Annotated in this window: 14 protein-coding genes; 7 read left to right on the forward strand and 7 right to left on the reverse strand. The window is 60.0% G+C overall.

Going from position 1 to position 19,478, the window contains the following annotated elements:
• Positions 1 to 249: 249 nt before the first annotated feature.
• Positions 250 to 570: a hypothetical protein gene (locus tag B0E42_RS17850; RefSeq protein WP_077506955.1), complete on the reverse strand. Its 321-nt coding sequence runs from the start codon at positions 568 to 570 to the stop codon at positions 250 to 252.
• A gap of 674 nt (positions 571 to 1,244) precedes the next feature.
• On the opposite strand from B0E42_RS17850, the gene B0E42_RS17860 reads away from it, so the two are divergent.
• Positions 1,245 to 3,386 carry an autotransporter domain-containing protein gene (locus B0E42_RS17860; protein WP_077506957.1) on the forward strand — a complete coding sequence of 714 codons (2,142 nt, stop codon included), beginning with the start codon at positions 1,245 to 1,247 and terminating at the stop codon, positions 3,384 to 3,386.
• Positions 3,387 to 3,450: 64 nt separating this feature from the next.
• Here the strand turns inward: B0E42_RS17860 and oadA are convergent, their stop codons facing one another.
• Positions 3,451 to 5,259, reverse strand: a complete 1,809-nt coding sequence (gene oadA / locus B0E42_RS17865; RefSeq protein ID WP_077506958.1) for a sodium-extruding oxaloacetate decarboxylase subunit alpha — start codon at positions 5,257 to 5,259, stop codon at positions 3,451 to 3,453.
• 12 nt (positions 5,260 to 5,271) lie between these two features.
• Positions 5,272 to 6,687 (reverse strand): acetyl-CoA carboxylase biotin carboxylase subunit, encoded by a 1,416-nt coding sequence (locus tag B0E42_RS17870; protein ID WP_003187105.1) that lies wholly within the window; start codon positions 6,685 to 6,687, stop codon positions 5,272 to 5,274.
• Between the two features lie 187 nt (positions 6,688 to 6,874).
• Here B0E42_RS17870 and B0E42_RS17875 point away from each other — a divergent pair, with 187 nt between their 5' ends.
• On the forward strand, positions 6,875 to 7,837 hold the full coding sequence (locus B0E42_RS17875; protein ID WP_077506959.1) for a LysR family transcriptional regulator: 963 nt from the start codon (positions 6,875 to 6,877) through the stop codon (positions 7,835 to 7,837).
• Here the strand turns inward: B0E42_RS17875 and B0E42_RS17880 are convergent.
• Both B0E42_RS17880 and hexR read right to left on the reverse strand, forming a co-directional pair.
• Positions 7,779 to 7,988 (reverse strand): PA3496 family putative envelope integrity protein, encoded by a 210-nt coding sequence (locus tag B0E42_RS17880; protein ID WP_018613928.1) that lies wholly within the window; start codon positions 7,986 to 7,988, stop codon positions 7,779 to 7,781. The two genes, B0E42_RS17875 and B0E42_RS17880, sit on opposite strands and share 59 nt — an antisense overlap.
• A 161-nt stretch (positions 7,989 to 8,149) precedes the next feature.
• Positions 8,150 to 9,016, reverse strand: a complete 867-nt coding sequence (gene hexR / locus B0E42_RS17885; protein ID WP_003187110.1) for a transcriptional regulator HexR — start codon at positions 9,014 to 9,016, stop codon at positions 8,150 to 8,152.
• 441 nt (positions 9,017 to 9,457) lie between these two features.
• Between hexR and B0E42_RS17890 the strand changes: the two genes are divergently transcribed.
• Positions 9,458 to 9,772, forward strand: a complete 315-nt coding sequence (locus B0E42_RS17890; protein ID WP_018613925.1) for a hypothetical protein — start codon at positions 9,458 to 9,460, stop codon at positions 9,770 to 9,772.
• A 69-nt stretch (positions 9,773 to 9,841) separates the two neighbouring features.
• On the opposite strand, the gene B0E42_RS17895 is transcribed toward B0E42_RS17890, so the two are convergent.
• Entirely contained in the window at positions 9,842 to 12,715 is a 2,874-nt protein-coding gene (locus B0E42_RS17895; protein WP_077506960.1) for a bifunctional diguanylate cyclase/phosphodiesterase, read from the reverse strand.
• Between the two features lie 260 nt (positions 12,716 to 12,975).
• Here B0E42_RS17895 and uvrD point away from each other — a divergent pair, with 260 nt between their 5' ends.
• The 3 genes from uvrD (at position 12,976) to B0E42_RS17910 (ending at position 16,895) form a co-directional block, all read left to right on the forward strand.
• Positions 12,976 to 15,159, forward strand: a complete 2,184-nt coding sequence (uvrD, locus tag B0E42_RS17900; protein WP_018613920.1) for a DNA helicase II — start codon at positions 12,976 to 12,978, stop codon at positions 15,157 to 15,159.
• Positions 15,160 to 15,471: 312 nt separating this feature from the next.
• Positions 15,472 to 16,347, forward strand: coding sequence for a Tim44 domain-containing protein (locus B0E42_RS17905; protein ID WP_018613918.1), 876 nt, complete (start codon positions 15,472 to 15,474; stop codon positions 16,345 to 16,347).
• A 140-nt stretch (positions 16,348 to 16,487) separates the two neighbouring features.
• Positions 16,488 to 16,895 (forward strand): SMI1/KNR4 family protein, encoded by a 408-nt coding sequence (locus tag B0E42_RS17910; RefSeq protein ID WP_024616886.1) that lies wholly within the window; start codon positions 16,488 to 16,490, stop codon positions 16,893 to 16,895.
• A gap of 13 nt (positions 16,896 to 16,908) precedes the next feature.
• On the opposite strand, the gene B0E42_RS17915 is transcribed toward B0E42_RS17910, so the two are convergent.
• Positions 16,909 to 18,672: a cation:proton antiporter gene (locus B0E42_RS17915; protein WP_077506961.1), complete on the reverse strand. Its 1,764-nt coding sequence runs from the start codon at positions 18,670 to 18,672 to the stop codon at positions 16,909 to 16,911.
• A 278-nt stretch (positions 18,673 to 18,950) separates the two neighbouring features.
• Here B0E42_RS17915 and B0E42_RS17920 point away from each other — a divergent pair, with 278 nt between their 5' ends.
• Positions 18,951 to 19,436, forward strand: coding sequence for an acyl-CoA thioesterase (locus B0E42_RS17920; protein ID WP_003206993.1), 486 nt, complete (start codon positions 18,951 to 18,953; stop codon positions 19,434 to 19,436).
• Positions 19,437 to 19,478 lie beyond the last annotated feature (42 nt).

The following is a 19,478-nucleotide window of genomic DNA, read 5'->3' on the forward strand; positions in this document are numbered from 1 at the left end:
AGTGGGCAACCCGGCATGGATGCCGGGTTAGCCGCGCTGGGCCATGGATGGCCCTTCGCGGCGGCCCACGGAGCAATGCCTTCGTTCAGGCATGCCGAGCCTAAGCGAGGCACCGAGTGGTGGGGCAGGAGCGCTTTGGTTACTTTCGCGCTTTTCGAAAGTGACCCGCCGTCAGGGCGGAACCTTAAGTGGCCGTTACCGCAGAAACGGATATACACCCCGCCCCCAAAATCCCACCCAGCTCAACGGCTAAACAGGAAAATCCGTCTGAGGTGCAGCCGAATCGCTAGCAGGTGCAGTTTGGAAATCACACCCATCAATGCTCCACCCCAACACTTCCAGCGCATCGCAACCATCCTGCAACAACAGATGCGCGGCGTTGGCGAAATGCTCCAGGTCATAGCCTTCGGCGTTTTTCATGCATAGACAGGAAACGCTGTTGAGCAAGTCTCGAGCGGCTTTGATGCGATGCGAAGCCGTTTCCAAAAGATCGGAAGCGCCAGCTTCTGTGTCGATAAACAGTGTGGCACCGGCGCTGGTATTTGCTTGAAGGGGATGGTACTTGATCATCGGGTTGCTCTCTTGAGTTGGGAGCTACCACCGCTCGCGGCTAAACGAATGTGGGTGGCAGCTGTACGCGGGTTAGCCGACCGGACAAGAGAATCCGGCACACCCGAAGATGTCCCCCGCACAGCCGCCATAAATGTAAAACACAGGCAGCAAAAAGCGCCGCCATTGGGGGCGCTCGTGCACTCTTGTTCGACCGGCTAAGATCGATCACCGATTTGTCGGTGACGAGAGAACTATAGGCGAGGCCCTAACGATACAACGCTGATTTTCCGTATCTCGGATACCATCCTACGCGAAACACAGAATGGGTTTACAAAGCTCAATTTTGATCGGCCGGAAGCCTACCATCGCGAGCCCAATCTGTATCGAGCAGTTGGTCAGTTGCACTTTCGAATGAGCGCTGCCGGACAACCTCAAGTCTTCATCCCAACAGTTTAAACAAGGCATCCGCCGGCAGTGATTGCCCCGTCAAATACTGGTCAAACAGAAAGGTCCGTGCGGGCTGTAAGGCAAAGCCTCGAACCATGAAAGCCAACGAACCAACACGCTGATCGCAGCACCAGCAGCCTACAAATTTCATCCGCCGAATCTTTCCCACGGCGAGGAGATGGCTGGCATCGCCGCCCAGGGTGAAATTTTTAAAGTGCGACCTCCTTCATGAGAGGTCACATTCGATGCGAACCCAACATTCATTCCTGCCTCAACATCTCGCGCTGGCAATAGCCTTGGCGCTTGGCTGTGCCGAGGTTTCGATGGCCCAGTCAGTTGCCGGGGAAGCCCGCCCCGTTGAAACAACCGCCCAAATGCAAGCCCGCCTCAAGACGTTCATGGATCCTTCAGCGGATACGAAACGTGAAAATGTCACCAATGCCCGCGAAACACCCTTGTTGAAGGACAACAGCAATGATCTGGTGATCGTAAGCAAGCAAGGCAAACTTTTCGGGCTCACCGACGGTGGCGGAGGTACCAATGTCTTGCTATTGGATGCTGCCGAGGGAGGCGCATTAGGCGAAACACGCAACTTCCAGGATTCGTATTTCAAGCAAGGTGAATGGTCAAACGGCGGTGCTTTCAACGGAGGAAGCCTGGTCGATTCGAAGGCCAGGCTGACCAACACCGGCCAGATTACGGGCGCGGTGCACGTTCTCGGCGTATTCGATAACCGCGGTACCGTGGCCGGACCTGTGCTTGTCGGGAAGAAGGGTACGTTCGTCGGTAACGGGACGGTCGACACGCTGGATGTCACGGGCCTGATGGAAGTCGGACCAGAACTGGGTGCCCCTTCGGTTATCAACGATCTCAAGTTTTCCAGGAGCGCAACGCTGGTTTATGGGATTGATGCAGAGAAAGGCAGCGCCATGATCAAGGTTGGCGGTACAGCCACCTTGGGTAATGCGACGCTGAAAATCATCTCTGTATCGGGCGAACCCACCGAAGCCGGCAAGCACGTCGTGATCAAGGCGGACAAGATCGATAGTAAGTTTGGGAAGGTCATCAATGAACTCGCTTTCATGACGGCTACACCGGACTACACCACGGAGAAACAAGTGGGACTGGTCCTCGCTCGCAACGAGGTGCTCCTTGAGAAAGCCACGGTAAATCCCAACGGCCAAGAATTTGTAAGCGCTATCCCGACGCCGCAATCAGCCAAACCATCGCCGCCAGCACCTAGCGGCACTTCAGCGCCAGTACCATCCCCAGCCGCCAAGCCGCAAGCCACTCGCCCAACGTCAAAACTCCCCGAACCACCAAAAATTGCCAGTACCGCGCCAACACCTGCGGCTCAATCGTCGGCCACCCAACCTGTGCCCAAACCCAACGCCGCCATCAACGCCCTGCTTGGCACCAACCTGACCACCGCCGCCGATGCCATCGACCAACTGGGCGGTTATGACACCGCCGACCTGGGCAATGTCACCCTGAGCAGTGTCGCGCCGATCAGCACGGGAATGCTCTCGGCCATGAGCCGGAGAAGTCCGGCGGATGGGTACGACAACGGCCAAGTCTGGGTCCAGGCCATCGGCAACAGCGGTAGCCTCGCCAAGCAATTGGGAAACTTTGCTCTCAAGCATTCGACAAAAGGTTTGATGCTGGGAACTGATTGGGCTGTCAGCCCCGATTGGCGGCTGGGCATCATCGGCAGCAAGACCCAGACGCGGATGGACAGTTATCAGTTCGACGGTGCCCTGGACAGTTGGCTCGCAGGCGCTTACGCCTTGCGCCAGGAAGGTTCGCTGGCGCTGCGCCTGGGCGCTGTCTATGGCAGTCATGACGGCAGCACCAAGCGCCACGTTGCCTTCAACGGATTCAGGGATCGCTTGAAGGGTCGTTACGATGCCACGACACAGCAGGTCTTTGGACAGATCGGCTACAACCTGGATGTTGGACATTTCGATATCGAACCCTATGTCCAAGTGGGTTACCAGCGCTATCAACGCGATGCCTATACCGAAAAAGGTGGGGACGCCGCGTTGCTGTACAACGGCCAGGCACAGGAACACTACAGCAGCGACCTCGGCCTGCGCCTCGCCCGTCCTTTGATTTTCGACCGAGGCATGCGGTTGACGCCGCGACTGGATGTCGGCTGGAAGCACCTGTATGGCGACGTAAGGGGCACCTCACATCAGCGTATGGCTAGCGGAAGTGGCATCTATACCGTCGAAGGTATCGAGTTGGACCGTGACAGCCTGCTCCTGGAAGCGGGGCTGGACCTGGCCGTTTCGCCCCGGCACACCCTGGGATTGAGCTACAACGGCGAAACAGGCCAGGACAACCGCAACGGTGCACTCATGGGCCAGTGGCGAATGATGTTCTGACAGGCAAAAAAAAAGGGGAGCACATGCCCCCCCGAGGTTAAAGCGTTGTATCGAGGCTGTTTACTCAGCCTTCGATCTCGATCAGGATCTCGCCCGGGTTGACCCGGTCGCCCTTGGCTACATGAATCGCGGTGACCTTGCCGGCGATGGCCGCCTGCACTTCGGTTTCCATCTTCATGGCTTCGGTGATCAGCACTGCTTGACCGGCCTTCACCACGTCGCCTTCCTTGACCAGCACATCAACGATGTTGCCCGGCATGGTGGTGCTGACATGGCCCGGTGCAGTGGCTTGCTTGCGCTTGCTGCTGCCGCCACTGACAAATTCATTGAGCGGTTCGAACACGACCTCTTCCGGCATGCCATCGATGGACAGGTAGAAGTGACGCTTGCCTTCGGCCTTGACGCCCACACCGGTGATGTCGACGCGGTAGGTTTCGCCGTGAACGTCGATGACGAACTCGGTCGGCACGCCTTCGCCGCCCGCCGAGCTCACGCTGCCCGCCTCGGGGATTGGCATCAGCACTTCCGGGGTCAGGGTGCCGGCTTCGCGTTCTTCGAGGAACTTGCGACCGATGTCCGGGAACATGGCGTAGGTCAGTACGTCCTCTTCGGACTTGGCCAGCGCACCGATTTCACCGCGCAGCTTGGTCATTTCCGGCTTGAGCAAATCGGCCGGACGCACGTCGATCACCTCTTCGCTGCCGATGGCCTGGCGACGCAGCTTCTCGCTCACCGAGCCTGGCGCCTTGCCGTAACCGCCCTGCAGATAGAGCTTCACTTCGTTGGTGATGGTCTTGTAGCGCTCACCGGCCAACACGTTGAAGAATGCCTGGGTACCGACGATCTGCGAGGTCGGGGTCACCAGCGGCGGGAAGCCGAGGTCTTCGCGCACGCGCGGGATCTCCGCCAGCACTTCGTTCATCCGGTTCAGTGCGCCCTGCTCTTTCAACTGGTTGGCGAGGTTGGAGATCATCCCGCCCGGCACCTGGTTGACCTGGACGCGGGTGTCCACCGCGGTGAACTCGCTTTCGAACTGGTGGTACTTCTTGCGCACGGCGTAGAAGTACAGGCCGATTTCCTGGAGCAGTTCCAGGCTCAGGCCGGTGTCGAACTCACTGCCCTTGAGGGCCGCGACCATCGACTCGGTGCCCGGATGGCTGGTGCCCCAGGCGAAGCTGGAGATCGCGGTGTCGATGTGATCGGCGCCGTTTTCGATCGCCTTGAGCTGGCACATCGCGGCCAGGCCGGCGGTGTCGTGGGAGTGGATGAACACCGGCAACGATTGCTCGGCCTTCAGCGCTTTCACCAGCTCGCCAGTGGCGTATGGGGTCAGCAGGCCGGCCATGTCCTTGATCGCCACCGAGTCGCAACCCATGGCTTCCATCTGCTTGGCCTGGGCCACGAACGCGTCGATGGTGTGCACCGGGCTGGTGGTGTAGGCGATGGTGCCCTGGGCGTGCTTGCCGGCAGCCTTCACCGCTTCGATGGCGACCTTCAGGTTACGCACGTCGTTCATCGCATCGAAAATACGGAACACGTCGATGCCGTTGACCGCAGCCTTGGCCACGAACGCCTTGACCACGTCATCGCTGTAATGGCGGTAGCCCAGCAGGTTCTGGCCGCGCAGGAGCATTTGCAGACGGGTGTTGGGCAGCGCCGCGCGCAGTTGGCGCAGGCGCTCCCACGGGTCTTCTTTCAGGAAGCGCACGCAAGCGTCGAATGTCGCGCCGCCCCACACTTCCAGCGACCAATAGCCGACCTTGTCGAGCTTGTCGCAGATCGGCAGCATGTCTTCGGTGCGCATGCGGGTGGCGAGCAGCGATTGGTGGGCGTCGCGCAGGATTGTGTCGGTAACAAAGATCTTCTTGGACATGGTCATAGTTCCTTACAGGCCTGCGTGGGCGGCAATGGCGGCGGCGATGGCCAGGGCCAGCTCTTCGGGTTTGCGCTTGATCGAGTAGTTGGTCAGTTCAGGGTGGCTTTCAACGAAGCTGGTATTGAACTGGCCGCTGCGGAATTCCGGATTGCGCAGAATCTCCTGGTAATACGCGGCGGTGGTCTTGACCCCCTGCAGGCGCATGTCATCCAGGGCCCGCAGGCCACGGTCCATCGCTTCTTCCCAGGTCAACGCCCAGACCACCAGTTTCAGGCACATCGAATCGTAGAACGGCGGAATGGTGTAGCCGGTGTAGATCGCCGTGTCGGTGCGCACACCCGGGCCGCCAGGGGCGTAATAGCGGGTGATCTTGCCGAAGCTGGGCAGGAAGTTGTTTTTCGGGTCCTCGGCGTTGATGCGGAACTGCAACGCAAAGCCACGGTGCTGGATGTCTTCCTGCTTGACCGACAGCGGCAACCCGGAGGCGATGCGGATCTGTTCGCGAACAATGTCGATACCGGTGATTTCTTCGGTGATGGTGTGTTCCACCTGCACCCGGGTGTTCATCTCCATGAAGTACACCTCGCCTTCGGCGAGCAGGAACTCCACGGTGCCGGCATTCTCGTAGCCCACGGCCTTGGCGGCACGCACCGACAGGTCGCCGATGTAGGCACGCTGCTCGGGGGTCAGCTGCGGGCTCGGGGCAATTTCGATCAGCTTCTGGTTGCGGCGCTGGATCGAGCAGTCCCGTTCGAACAGGTGCACCACGTTGCCGAAACTGTCACCGAGGATCTGCGCTTCGATGTGCTTGGGATTGACGATGCACTTTTCCAGGAACACTTCCGCCGAACCGAATGCCTTGGTGGCTTCGGAAATGACCCGCGGGAAGGCCTGTTCGAGTTCTTCGCGGCTGTTGCAGCGACGGATACCACGACCGCCGCCGCCGGACGTGGCCTTGAGCATCACCGGGTAACCGATGCGATCACCTTCGGTCAGCGCTTCTTCAATGCCCGCCACGTTGCCTTCGGTGCCCGGCGTGACCGGCACACCGGCCTTGATCATGCTGCGGCGCGCTTCGGTCTTGTCGCCCATGCGGCGAATGACTTCTGCCGAAGGGCCAATGAATTTGATGCCGCGTTCAGCGCAGATGTCTGCCAGTTCGGCGTTTTCCGAGAGGAAACCGTAGCCGGGGTGCAAGGCATCACAGCCGGTTTCCACCGCCAGGTTCACCAGTTTGCGCGGGTTGAGGTAGCCGGCCAGCGGATCGGCGCCGATGCTGTGGGCCTCGTCCGCACGCTTGACGTGCAGCGCATGGCGGTCCGCGTCGGAGTAGACCGCGACCGAGCGAATGCCCATCTCGGCGCAAGCGCGCACGATGCGGACGGCAATCTCACCACGGTTGGCGATCAGGATCTTTGTTATCAATTGGAGGTTCCCTTGAGCCGGTGATACCACGGCCTGGGGTCCAGGCCGACGCGTGACCAGATGTAACAATTGGTCGCAGCCCCACACTAGTCCTGGCTGTTGATTAACAAAAATGAATAATTATTGGGTCATGCATAAGCAAAGACTTATAGTTGCGCTATCCGTCTCGGCCCAGGGTGCTTGAAAGATGCGTAAGTCATTGATGCGTATGACATTACGTCAATTGCAGATTTTCAACGAGGTGTGCGACCTGAGGTCCTACAGCCGTGCAGCTGATGAAATGTCTCTCACACAACCGGCCGTCAGCCTACAGATTCGTTCCCTGGAAGAGCTGATTGGCCAACCGCTGTTTGAGTATGTTGGCAAAAAGCTCTACATGACCGAAGCCGCCGAAGCCCTGCAACGTGCCAGCCGGGACATCTTCGGACGCCTGGAAAACCTCGACATGCAGCTCTCGGACATGCAGGGTTCGCTGCAAGGCCAATTGAAGCTGGCGGTGGAGTCCAGCGCCAAGTACTTCGTCCCGCACCTGTTCGCCGCGTTCAAGCGCCAGCATCCGGAGGTCAACCTGAACCTCACGGTGGTCAATCGCGGCCAGGTCATCCGTCGGCTCTCGGACAACCGTGACGACTTGGTGATCATGTCCATGGTGCCCCAGGACATGGGCCTGGAATTCCTGCCCTTTCTCAACAACCCCATCGTCGCCGTGGCGCCGCCCGATCATCCGTTGTGCCACATGGGCCCGCTGCGCTTGCAGGACCTGGAGCCCTATACGCTGCTGTTGCGCGAACCGGGGTCCGGCACGCGACTGGCCTGCGAGGAGTATTTCAAGGAGAAACGGGGGCATTTCACCCAGACACTGGAGGTGGCGTCGGCGGAGGCCCAGCGCGAGTGTGTAGTGGCCGGGCTGGGCGTGGCGCTGTTGACGCGCCACGCCGTGAGCCGGGAACTGTCGTCCGGCGCACTCATCGAGTTGCCGGTGGAGGAATTGCCGCTGTACCGCAGCTGGTGCCTGGTGCAAGCCAGGGCCAAACGCCTGTCACCGGTGGCTCACGCCTTCCTGGCATTCGTTCGCGGCGAGCGCGCTCAGATCATCGGCCTGGTTGAGCGTTTCGACGGGAAGCCGCCGGCGTTGCCTGCCAGTAATTGAACTCTGCCGCGTCAGGAAACTCGCTGATCTCGGCCAGGAGCTGGCGCTGTTCATAGCGGTCTTCGATGGCACGACGGAACGCCATGCGGCGCTGGTCTTCCTGCTGACGACGGGTTTTGACGGCGCTGCGTTCTTCGTAGGACTGGGTCATGTCGAGACTCCCAAGACGTATACGGGAGCTTTACGATGACGGCGCGGGATGACGGTTTGGCGGCGCGTGCGTTACAGAACGATGAATTCGGGCAAACGATCCCTGTGGCGAGGGAGCTTGCTCCCTCGCCACAAAAGCCCCTCGACCTCAGGGCTTGGGATTCAGTCGTCCAGCGCCTTCACCGACTTGGGCGACAGCCGCAGGCTGCGAAGGCTGCGCTTCACGCTCTTGAGATGGTTGACCAGGCTTGGACCACGGGCCATGGCGACACCCATTGCCAGCACGTCGATCACCACCAGGTGGGCGATGCGCGAGGTCAGCGGCGTGTAGATCTCGGTGTCTTCATGGACGTCGATGGCCAGGTTGACCGTGGACAGTTCCGCCAATGGCGTCTGGCTCGGACACAAGGTGATCAGCGAGGCACCGCTTTCGCGCACCAGGTTCGCGGTGATCAGCAAGTCCTTGGAACGCCCCGACTGGGAAATGCAGATCGCCACATCGGTGGGTTTCAAGGTCACCGCTGACATGGCCTGCATGTGCGGGTCGGAATAGGCCGCAGCCGTCAGCAGCAACCGGAAGAACTTGTGCTGGGCATCGGCTGCTACCGCGCCCGAGGCGCCGAAGCCATAAAACTCGACACGCTGGGCCTGGGACATGGCCGTGACGGCTTTTTGCAACGCCACCGGGTCGAGCTTCTCGCGAACCTCCATCAGCGTATGCAGGGTCGTGTCGAAGATTTTCAGGCTGTAGTCCGCCACTGAATCGTCTTCGTGGATCGCAAACTGACCGAAGCTCGCGCCGGCGGCCAGGCTTTGCGCCAGCTTGAGTTTCAGGTCCTGGAAACCCGAGCAACCGATGGCCCGGCAGAAACGCACGATGGTCGGTTCGCTGATGCCGACGCTGTGGGCAAGATCGGCCATGGAGCTATGCATCACGGCCGCAGGATCAAGCAGTACGTGATCGGCGACTTTCAGCTCCGACTTGCGTAGCAAGTGGCGTGACTGGGCGATGTGTTGCAACAGGTTCAAGGGACTGGACTCTTGTTATGGGCAGATGCCGGGATGTAGCAAGCTTGTAGTTATACTACAAGAATTGGCTTTTTGCCCGTCCAAAACGTAACTGGATTGCCGCGCTGCCCCTTTGTTTTGGCCGAGGATCCCCCGATGTAGCAGCTTGTGCCGTAGCGCAAACCTTCAACGCTGCCGATCCGCTGATTTCCAGGCCCGTCCTGGGCTTTCAACGCGGGGAAAATCGTCTATTGGTCAATAGCCAACACCTAAAGCAACTTGCTCCCCTCAACAATATCTTCCAGTAACAATAGACAGTAGATCTTAAAACAGAACCAAGTAAGCCATCGGAAACTCATTTCTCCTTACAATACCAACCGCAATTGAGCAGACACTCTCAAGTCAAAGTAGATATATTGGCTCCCGCAGGACGCAATCAACTTAACTACAGGAGTTACAACCATGAAAATCACGACTAAAGATTGGACCGCACAAATCGACCGCATGCCAGGTGCCGCATCTTTCCGCACCTTTGGCACCGTCACTGTAGCCAATAGCGGCGTTACCCCGACGCTGGTACGCAGCGACCTACAGGACAAGTCCTTTGACCTGCGACTGGAATTGAAACTTGAACATTCCGATGGAGTTTCACTGCAAGTACTGACCGACAAGTTCGTTGAATACAAAGAGCTGGGCGACTCCAATGTCACTGGCGTCAGTATCTTTTTCGAAGGCCAGTTACTGCACCACATCGATGACGTGCTAATCACTAACTAAGCGTAGACCCCATAACTTTCCGTCAGACGACTTCGTTGCCTGACGGGAAGTTATCGTTGCGGTTCAGGCTCATTCAACCAGGTGTTGCGCCCGCAACAACCCAGCCAACCCTTCAGCCTCCACCGGCCGGCTGATCAGATACCCTTGAACCTCATCGCAACGTTCGTTCCTGAGGAATTCGAGCTGCTCCTGCCGCTCGACGCCTTCGGCCACGACCTTGAGCGACAGCCCATGGGCCATTGCAATGATTGCCCGGGTAATTGCCGCATCCACACTGCCCTCACCCAACCCGCGAATGAACGCCTGGTCGATCTTCACGTAATCCACCGGGATGCGCTTGAGGTAGCTCAGCGATGAGTAGCCGGTGCCAAAATCGTCGATCGCCAGCTTGACTCCAAGGTCCCGCAATTGCTGGAACGTGGCGATGATGTGTTCAACGCTGTCGAGCAGTTGGCTCTCGGTCAGTTCCAGCTCCAGGTATTGCGGGGCCAGACCGGTTTCTTCCAGTACCTGCCGCACCAGGCTGACCAGCTTGCCCTGGCGCAGTTGATGCACCGACAGATTGACGGACACCCTGATCGGCGCGAGCCCCTGGCGCTGCCATTCGCATGCCTGCCAACAAGCCTGGCGCAACACGAATTCGCCAATCGGCCCGATCAACCCGGTCTCTTCGGCCAGGCCAATGAAATCCCCCGGCGGTACCCGGCCCATGGCCGGATGATCCCAACGCACCAACGCCTCGGCGGCGTTCAGGCGACCGGTCGCCAGGCACAGTTTTGGTTGATAAAAGACCTTCAGTTGTTGCTCTTCCAAGGCCTTGCGCAGCTGATTCTCCAGTTGCAGGCGCTCCAGCGTGCTGGCCTGGAGGCTATCGGTGTAGAACTGGAAGTTGTTGCCCCCCAAATGCTTGGCATGCTGCATAGCCATGTTCGCCTGGCTGACCAGTGTGGCAATTTCCCGCGTATTGTCGGGCAACAAGCTGATGCCAATCGAGGCACTGAGCACCAGTTCATGGCCTTCGATGGTCAGCGGCACACGCAGTTTGGCGGCCAGCCGGGTCGCCACCCGCGCCAGGCTTGAAAGGTTGCCATAGGCATCGAACAACACCGCAAACTCATCGCCCGATAACCGGGCGATGGTATCCGCCTCGGGCAGCGCATTGATCAGGCGTCGTGCCATTTTCTGCAACAATTGGTCGGCGATGTCATGGCCGAGACTGTCGTTGAGCAATTTGAAACGGTCCAGGTTGATATGCAGCAACGCCAGGCTGCGCCGTCCGCCCTGGCGCACACGCTGATGAGCTTCGTGCAGGCGCTCGCGAAACAGCGAGCGATTGGCCAGCCCGGTCAGTTCATCGTAATGGGTCAGGTAGCGCATCCGTTCTTCGGATTCGCGGCGCGCCGAAAGATCGGCGAAGAAGCCCACGATATGGCTGACATTTCCCCGCGCATTGCGCACGACGTTCAGTTGCAGCCATTGCGGATACAACTCGCCGTTGGCACGTGCCTCTACCAACTCACCCTGCCAGGTGCCGTGCTGCTTGAGCGCTTGGCGAATGACGGGGTAATGCCGGCGCGCGTCGCGACTGCACGGCAGATCCACCACGTTGCGCCCGAGCATGTCATCGATATTGAAACCGGTGACCCGCGTGAACGCCTGATTGGCAGCGAGTAGCACGTAGTGGGGGTCGAAAATCACGATCCCTTCGCTGGCGGCTTCGAACACTGTGGCCGCCAGTTGCCGTTGCTGCTCGAGTTCCTTGCTGGCGCTGATGTCTCGCCGGGTGCCAACCATACGCAGCACCCGCCCGCTCATGCTGCGCTCCACGGCCCGGCCGCGGTCTTCGATCCAGACCCAGTGACCGTCGCCGTGACGCACACGGTATTCGATCTGGTAATCCTCGCTGCGGCCCTTGAGGTGTTCGACCAGGGCTCGCTTGAGCGCCGGCAGGTCTTGAGGGTGCAGGCGCGGAGTGAGGTGAGTGAGCATCGCCGTGATGTATTCGGGCTCCAGGCCGAAGAGCTCCTTGAGCTGGGTGTGATGGACTTCGTCAGTCTGCAGGTTCCAATCCCACAACCCCAGTTCACTGGCCTTGAGCGCCAGGGCCAGACGCGCCTCACTCTTGCTCAAGGCCTGGCTGGTGACCTCCAGTTCAAGACTGCGCTGCGCTACCCGCGCCTCCAGGCCCACCTGGGCCGCCCGCAGTTTTTCCTCGGCAGAACGACGCTGTTCGACCTCCCGGGCCAGCGCGTCGTTGAGCTGGGCGCTGCGGGTTTGCGCTTGCTGCAGGTGCTCGATCAGCGCCTGGTTCTGGAAGCGTCGCAACAGACTGCTTTGAATCAAGCGGTTGACTTGCCAGGCCACCACGCTCAACGAGACCAGCACAATCAGCCCAAGCCAGCCCCACCCGCGTTGCTGCTCATCGCCGCCCCAGAAGAGATAGCCGATGGCCGGTAACAGGCAGGGCAAGGTAAAGGACAGGAAGGCGGGAAGACTCACCGCGTAGGCCACGCTGGCGGACAGGGCCGCCGCGCCAATCAGGCCGAACACCCAGGCCTGCTGCTGGAAGCTGTCGGCCGGGACCAGCGCGATACCGGCCCCAGCCAGCGTCAGGCCAGTCATCGCGGAACCCAGCAAAAACATGCGCAACCAGATCGGGTGTGCCTGGCGGCTCGGCATCGCCGAATCGAAAGCCGCCACCTGGATCACCCGCAAGGCCACCAGTGACAGCAACCAGACGAGCCAGACGCTGACCAGGAAATAGCGCCGCGGCTCCCACAACAGCGCGGCGCAGACCAGACCGTTGAGCAACATGAACAGCGTAGGCAGCAGCGAGCCCTGATACAGCAGACGTGTGCGCTCGACCGCCATCTCCATGGCGTACTGCTTGCAGATGATCCGCGGCTCCACACAGGGGCCCGCCGGATCGGAATTGAGGGTCATTGGCACTGTTCTTGTTCTTATTCAGTAGAGCGTGGAGAACCCGAAACAAGCACCGAGCATACACAAGCCATGGGCCATCCCACACTGCCCCAGCTCATAAAAATACGGAAAAAGTCGCTATTTCATTGGCTCGCGCCCCTTCGAAGCGAGTCCCGCCAATGGCTGTAGCCTATGACCCGCCGGTCATCCACAACCGGTCTTTTATCGGCTGATGCAAAGCTCGGTTTGCCCGGGGTGACGCCGCACCCTAGAATGCCCCGATGCGCGATGATCTCTCCCTTCTGCTGAACTCCCTCAACGATGCCCAACGTCAGGCCGTAGCCGCCTCCGTGGGTCGTCAGTTGGTCCTGGCCGGTGCCGGCTCCGGTAAAACCCGAGTGCTGGTGCACCGTATCGCCTGGTTGATCCAGGTCGAGAACGCCTCGCCCCATTCGATCCTGTCGGTGACGTTCACCAACAAGGCCGCGGCCGAGATGCGCCATCGCATCGAGCAACTGATGGGCATCAACCCCGCCGGCATGTGGGTCGGCACGTTCCACGGCCTGGCGCACCGCTTGTTGCGGGCGCATTGGCAGGAGGCCGGGCTGAGCCAGACCTTCCAGATCCTGGACAGCGACGACCAGCAGCGCCTGGTCAAGCGGGTGATCCGCGAGCTGGGCCTGGACGAGCAGCGCTGGCCAGCCCGCCAGGCGCAATGGTTCATCAACGGCCAGAAAGACGAAGGCCTGCGCCCGCAACACATCCAGGCCAGCGGCGACCTGTTCCTGGCGACCATGCGCAGCATCTACGAAGCCTACGAGGCGGCGTGCCAGCGTGCCGGAGTCATCGACTTCTCCGAGCTGCTGCTACGGGCGCTGGACCTGTGGCGCGACCACCCAGGCCTGCTGGCCCATTACCAGAAGCGCTTCCGGCATGTACTGGTGGACGAATTCCAGGACACCAACGCCGTGCAATACGCCTGGTTGCGCCTGCTCGCCAAGGGCGGTGACAGCCTGATGGTGGTGGGTGACGACGACCAGTCGATCTACGGCTGGCGCGGCGCCAAAATCGAGAACATCCACCAATACTCGGCGGACTTCCCGGACGCCGAAGTCATCCGCCTGGAACAGAACTACCGCTCCACCGCCGGCATCCTCAAGGCCGCCAATGCCCTGATCGCCAACAACACCGGGCGCCTGGGCAAGGAATTGTGGACCGACGGCGGCGAAGGCGAGGCAATCAACCTCTACGCCGCCTTCAACGAACACGACGAAGCCCGCTACGTGGTGGAAACCATCGAAAGCGCGCTGAAAACCGGCCTGGCCCGCAGCGACATCGCCATCCTGTACCGTTCCAACGCCCAGTCACGGGTGCTCGAAGAGGCCTTGCTGCGCGAGCGAATCCCCTACCGCATCTACGGCGGCCAGCGCTTCTTCGAGCGTGCTGAAATCAAGAACGCCATGGCCTACCTGCGCTTGATCGAAGGTCGTGGCAACGATGCAGCCCTGGAGCGGGTGATCAACGTGCCAACGCGGGGCATTGGCGAGAAAACCGTCGAGGCGATTCGCGATCACGCACGCCACAGCCATGTGTCCATGTGGGAAGCCATGCACCAACTGGTCGCCAACAAAGGCATGACCGGTCGCGCCGCCGGTGCGCTGAAGGCCTTCATGGACCTGATCGAGGACCTGGCCGCCAAGTGCGGGGAAATGCCTCTGCACTTGATGACCCAGACCGTCATCGAACAGTCCGGCCTGATCGCCTACCACGAAGCGGAAAAAGGCGAGAAAGGCCAGGCCCGGGTGGAAAACCTTGAGGAACTGGTCAGCGCCGCGCGCAACTTCGAAAGCACCGAAGAAGACGAAGACCTGACGCCGCTGTCGGCCTTCCTGGGTCATGCCTCCCTGGAGGCCGGCGACACCCAGGCCGACGAGCATGAAGACAGCATCCAGCTGATGACCCTGCACAGCGCCAAGGGCCTGGAATTCCCCTACGTGTTCCTCGTGGGTATGGAAGAGGGCCTGTTTCCCCACAAGATGAGCCTGGAGGAACCGGGCCGCCTGGAAGAGGAACGGCGCCTGGCCTATGTCGGTATCACCCGCGCCATGCAGAATCTGGTGCTGACCTACGCCGAAACCCGACGTTTGTATGGCAGCGAGACCTACAACAAGGTGTCACGCTTCGTACGTGAAGTCCCGAAGGGACTGATCCAGGAAGTGCGGCTGTCCAACAGTGTCAGCCGACCGTTCGGTGGCGGCCAGCAACAAAGCACCAGCAGCCTGTTCGGCGGCAGCAACATCCCGGAAACCGGCTTCAGCCTCGGCCAGACCGTGCGGCATTCGGTATTCGGCGACGGCGTGATCCTCAACTTCGAGGGCGCTGGCGCCCAGGCGCGGGTGCAGGTGAACTTCAGCGAAGGCAGCAAGTGGTTGATGCTGGGGTATGCCAAGCTGGAAGCGATCTAAGGATTTCGTAAGAAGCACCTTGCTGTGGGAGCAAGGCTTGCCCGCGAGGCGGTGGCACATTCAACACAGATGCGTCAGACAGATCGCTATCGCGGGCAAGCCTTGCTCCCACAGGTATCTCTCTCTATCCCACATTAGTTTCCGACCGAACTTATTTACTTTTCCTACAGCCCAAAGCGAACAAGCCTTCTTGCACAGCCGAAGCTGAACCTAAGCTGTCACGCAAAAGCCCGAAACACTCTGTCACTAGCCAGCAACAGTTCAGCTGTGCAACATGGCGCGCGTGCTATCCACAAATGGGAATGCCTTTATATGAAACGTTTTCTTAGCATCGCCATGGCGCTGTGCATCGGCCTGACGATGGCCATCGACGCCAATGCCGCCAAGCGTTTTGGCGGTGGTAAAAGCTCGGGCGCTGCCCCGACTCACCAGACCAGCCAGATGGCACCGTCCTCTGCCGCCGGTTCTACCGCTGCCACCGCAGGCGCGGCCGGTGCCGCAGGCGCTGCCACCAAGGCCAGCGGTGCTTCGCGCTGGCTCGGCCCCCTGGCCGGCATCGCCGCCGGTGGCCTGCTCGCCTCCATGTTCATGGGCGACGGCTTCCAGGGCATGCAGATCTTCGACATCCTGATCATGGCGGTCATCGCCTTCCTGGTCTTCCGCTTCATTGCCGCCCGTCGTCGCAAGCAGCAGGAGCAATTGGCTCCAGCCGGCCACGCGCCGATGCAGCGTGAAGTGTTCAACCAGCAGCCTGCCAGTGGTTCGATCTTCGGCGGTTCGGCAGCGCCTGCCGCCGTCCGTCCGGTCATCAATGCGCCAGCCTGGTTCAACGAAGGCCGCTTCGTCGAAGCCGCGCGCAACCATTTCATGTCCCTGCAGCAACATTGGGACGCGAACGAAATGGACAAGATCTCCGAGTTCGTGACCCCGCAGCTGCTGGAGTTCCTCAAGCGCGAGCGGGCCGAACTGGGCGATGGCTTCCAGTCCACCTACATCGACAATCTGAACGTGCAACTGGACGGCGTCGACGATCGCGCCGACAAGACCATCGCCACCCTGACCTTCAGCGGTGTGTCGAAGGATTCTCGCTTCGACAAGGGCGAAGCGTTCAGCGAAAGCTGGAACATGGAACGTGCCCAGGGCGATGACCAGCCTTGGCTGGTGGCCGGTATTCGCCAGAACGGTTGAACCTTTGCCCGTTTTGCATGTTGAAATAAAAGAACCCCGGCTCAGGCCGGGGTTTTCTATTTCGCAGTTGCATCTATAGCGAGCTACTGTATAAACCGCTCCATATAAAACCGCGCCATCGAGAAAGAGGATCCCCGGACGTGGAAGAAATCATCGAACAATTGCGTGAAGCCAACGAGCCCGTACCGGTCCCGCTGGAGTTGCCCGACGAAGACTTGCTGGTAGAGATCGAGGAGCAGCTGTTCATCGATATCCCATTCGTCTTCAGGGAGTTTTTGCTGACCGTCAGCGATGTCGTCTATGGCAGCCTGGAACCGGTGACCGTCACCGATCCACAATCCCACACCTACCTGCCGGACGTTGCCGCCAATGCCTGGGATGCCGGTGTCGACCGCAGCCTGATCCCGATCTGCCAGGACGGCGACGATTATTATTGCGTCGAAGAAGACGGCACTGTGGTGCTGTGGCAGGCCGAGGAAGAACTGGTCGCCGAAGAAACCTGGGAATCGGTCTGGCACTGGGCGCGGGACGTCTGGCTGGAAAGCTGAGCCCCGTCGCCGGTCAATGCCCGGACGAGTCCTTGTGATTGTCCAGGGTTTCAAGCAAGGCCACCTGCATCCGTGTATGCAGGCGGATGAACCAGCGCCAGAGCAGTGCCGCCACGGCGGTCGCCACTACGGCGATCAGTACGAGCAACTTGTTGGTCGGCAGAATGCTGGCCGACAAGGCTGCCAATAGCAGGAAAATCACCAGCAGCGAGAGAATCGGGATCACTTCGGCGATCACCCGACGCACGCGCTGGGTGTGGCGGCCAGCCATCTCCGGCTTCACGCCCATCTCCGCCAGCAGCATCGACAGCGCCTTGAGCTTGCGATAGGCGGCGATCAGGAACGGTAGCGACAGCAACAACGCCCCGCCCCAAATCAAGGCTTTCTGCCAGCTCGGGTCGCTGATCCACGCTTGCAGGTAAGCCGACATCCGCTCGGCGAAATAACCGCCCGAGACAAAAATCGCAATGACCAGCGCCAGGTTGACGCCGACCTGCAGCAAGATCCGCCGGATCATCGACGCCACCATCGCCCCTTCACCATGGGGCTGGATGCTGCGCAGCCATTCGCCATACATCCCCAGCACCCGCGTCAGCCGTTGCGGCATGAGCGTCGCCAACTTGACGGACAGCGGGTCGGCGGCCCGGATCAGGTACGGCGTCAGCAGTGTGGTCAACACCGAGACGGCGACCGCGACTGGATAGAGGAAATCGCTGGTGACCTGCAGGGTCATCCCCAACGACGCGATGATGAAGGAGAATTCGCCGATCTGCGAAAGGCCCATCCCAACGCGCAGCGAGGTGCGTCCGTCGTTGCCGGCGATAAAGGCACCGAGGCCGCAGGACAACATCTTGCCGAGCACCACTGCCCCCGTGATCACCGCAATCGGCCAGGCGTACTGCAGTAATATCGCCGGATCGAGCATCAGCCCGATGGCGACGAAAAAAATCGCGCTGAACAGATCGCGCACCGGTTCCACCAGCCGCTCGATTTTCAGCAGTTGCCGGGACTCGGCCATGATCGCACCGATCAGGAACGCCCCGAGCACCATGCTGTATTCCAGCTTCACCACCAGCAGGCAGAAGCCGAAACACAGACCCAACACGGTAATCAGCAGCATTTCGTTGCTGTCGAACTTCGCCACGTAGGCCAGGACCCTCGGCACCAGCAGAATGCCGATGACCAACGCGACGATCATGAACAACGACAACTTGCCGACCGTGGAAAACACCTCGCCGGAGCTCACGGTGCCGCTGACGGCAATGCTCGACAGCAAGGCGATGATGCCAATACCGAGGATGTCCTCGACGATCAACACCCCGAAGATCAGCTGCGCAAAACGCTCGTTCTTCATCTTCAGGTCGTTGAGGGCCTTGACGATGATGGTGGTGGAGGAAATGGCCAGGATCGCGCCGAGGAACAGCGAATCCATGGTGCTCCACTCGAACCAGCGGCCGATTTCATAACCGATCCAGATCATCAGCACGATTTCGAGGAACGCCGCGATGAAGGCCGTGGCCCCAACCTTGAACAGTTTGCGCAGGCTGAACTCCAGGCCCAGGCAAAACATCAGGAAGATCACCCCGAGCTCGGCCAGGGTCTTGATCGTGTCTTCGTCGTGGATAAAACCGAACGGCGGCGTATGCGGGCCGATGATGAAGCCGGCCACGATGTAGCCCAATACCACCGGTTGCTTGAAACGATGAAAGAGCACGGTCACCAGCCCCGCTGCCATCATGATGATTGCCAAGTCTTGAATGAAACTGATGGCATGCATGTCGGGGCTCCCTGTTCAAATGACTCATCGCAGAGCTGGAGAAATCCATTTCCTCTGTAGGAATTGCCCTCACAACGGGCTTTTGAAGGGTAACACCGCGACTTCCGACAAAAAGACGGTGCAATATATGGAAACAGATCCATCGGCGCGTGACGGCAACCACAGGCGCAGCGTCCCGATATCGGTGGTTTTAAAAACCTGGTGACCTGTTTGCAGGCCACTCACCAGCACCCGCAGAGGTGCACTCCAACATTGCTGCCTTGAACCGTGAGTACGTTATGGAACCCGGAAACGCCCAGCTGTCGATGACGGTGTTGATGACCCCCGATATGGCCAACTTCTCTGGCAATGTCCATGGCGGCACCTTGCTCAAATACCTCGACGAAGTCGCCTACGCCTGCGCCAGCCGCTACGCCGGGCGCTACGTGGTGACCCTGTCGGTTGACCAGGTCATTTTCCGTGAGCCGATTCATGTCGGCGAACTGGTGACCTTCCTGGCCTCGGTGAACTACACCGGCAACACGTCGATGGAAGTGGGCATCAAAGTCGTGACCGAAAATATTCGCGAACGCTCGGTGCGCCACACCAACAGTTGCTTCTTCACCATGGTCGCGGTGGATGACCTGCGTAAACCCGCAGCCGTGCCGCCCTTGCAGCCGCAAAACAGCGAAGAAAAACGCCGCTACGAACAAGCCCAGCAACGCCGGCAGATTCGCCAGGAGCTGGAAAAGCGTTATCAGGACATCAAGGCAGACGGGCCTTAACCGAGATGTGGGAGCGAGCTTGCTCGCGATGAGGGCATCACA

The organism is Pseudomonas sp. A25(2017) (assembly GCF_002001065.1).
In the GTDB taxonomy this organism is placed as follows: domain Bacteria; phylum Pseudomonadota; class Gammaproteobacteria; order Pseudomonadales; family Pseudomonadaceae; genus Aquipseudomonas; species Aquipseudomonas kilonensis.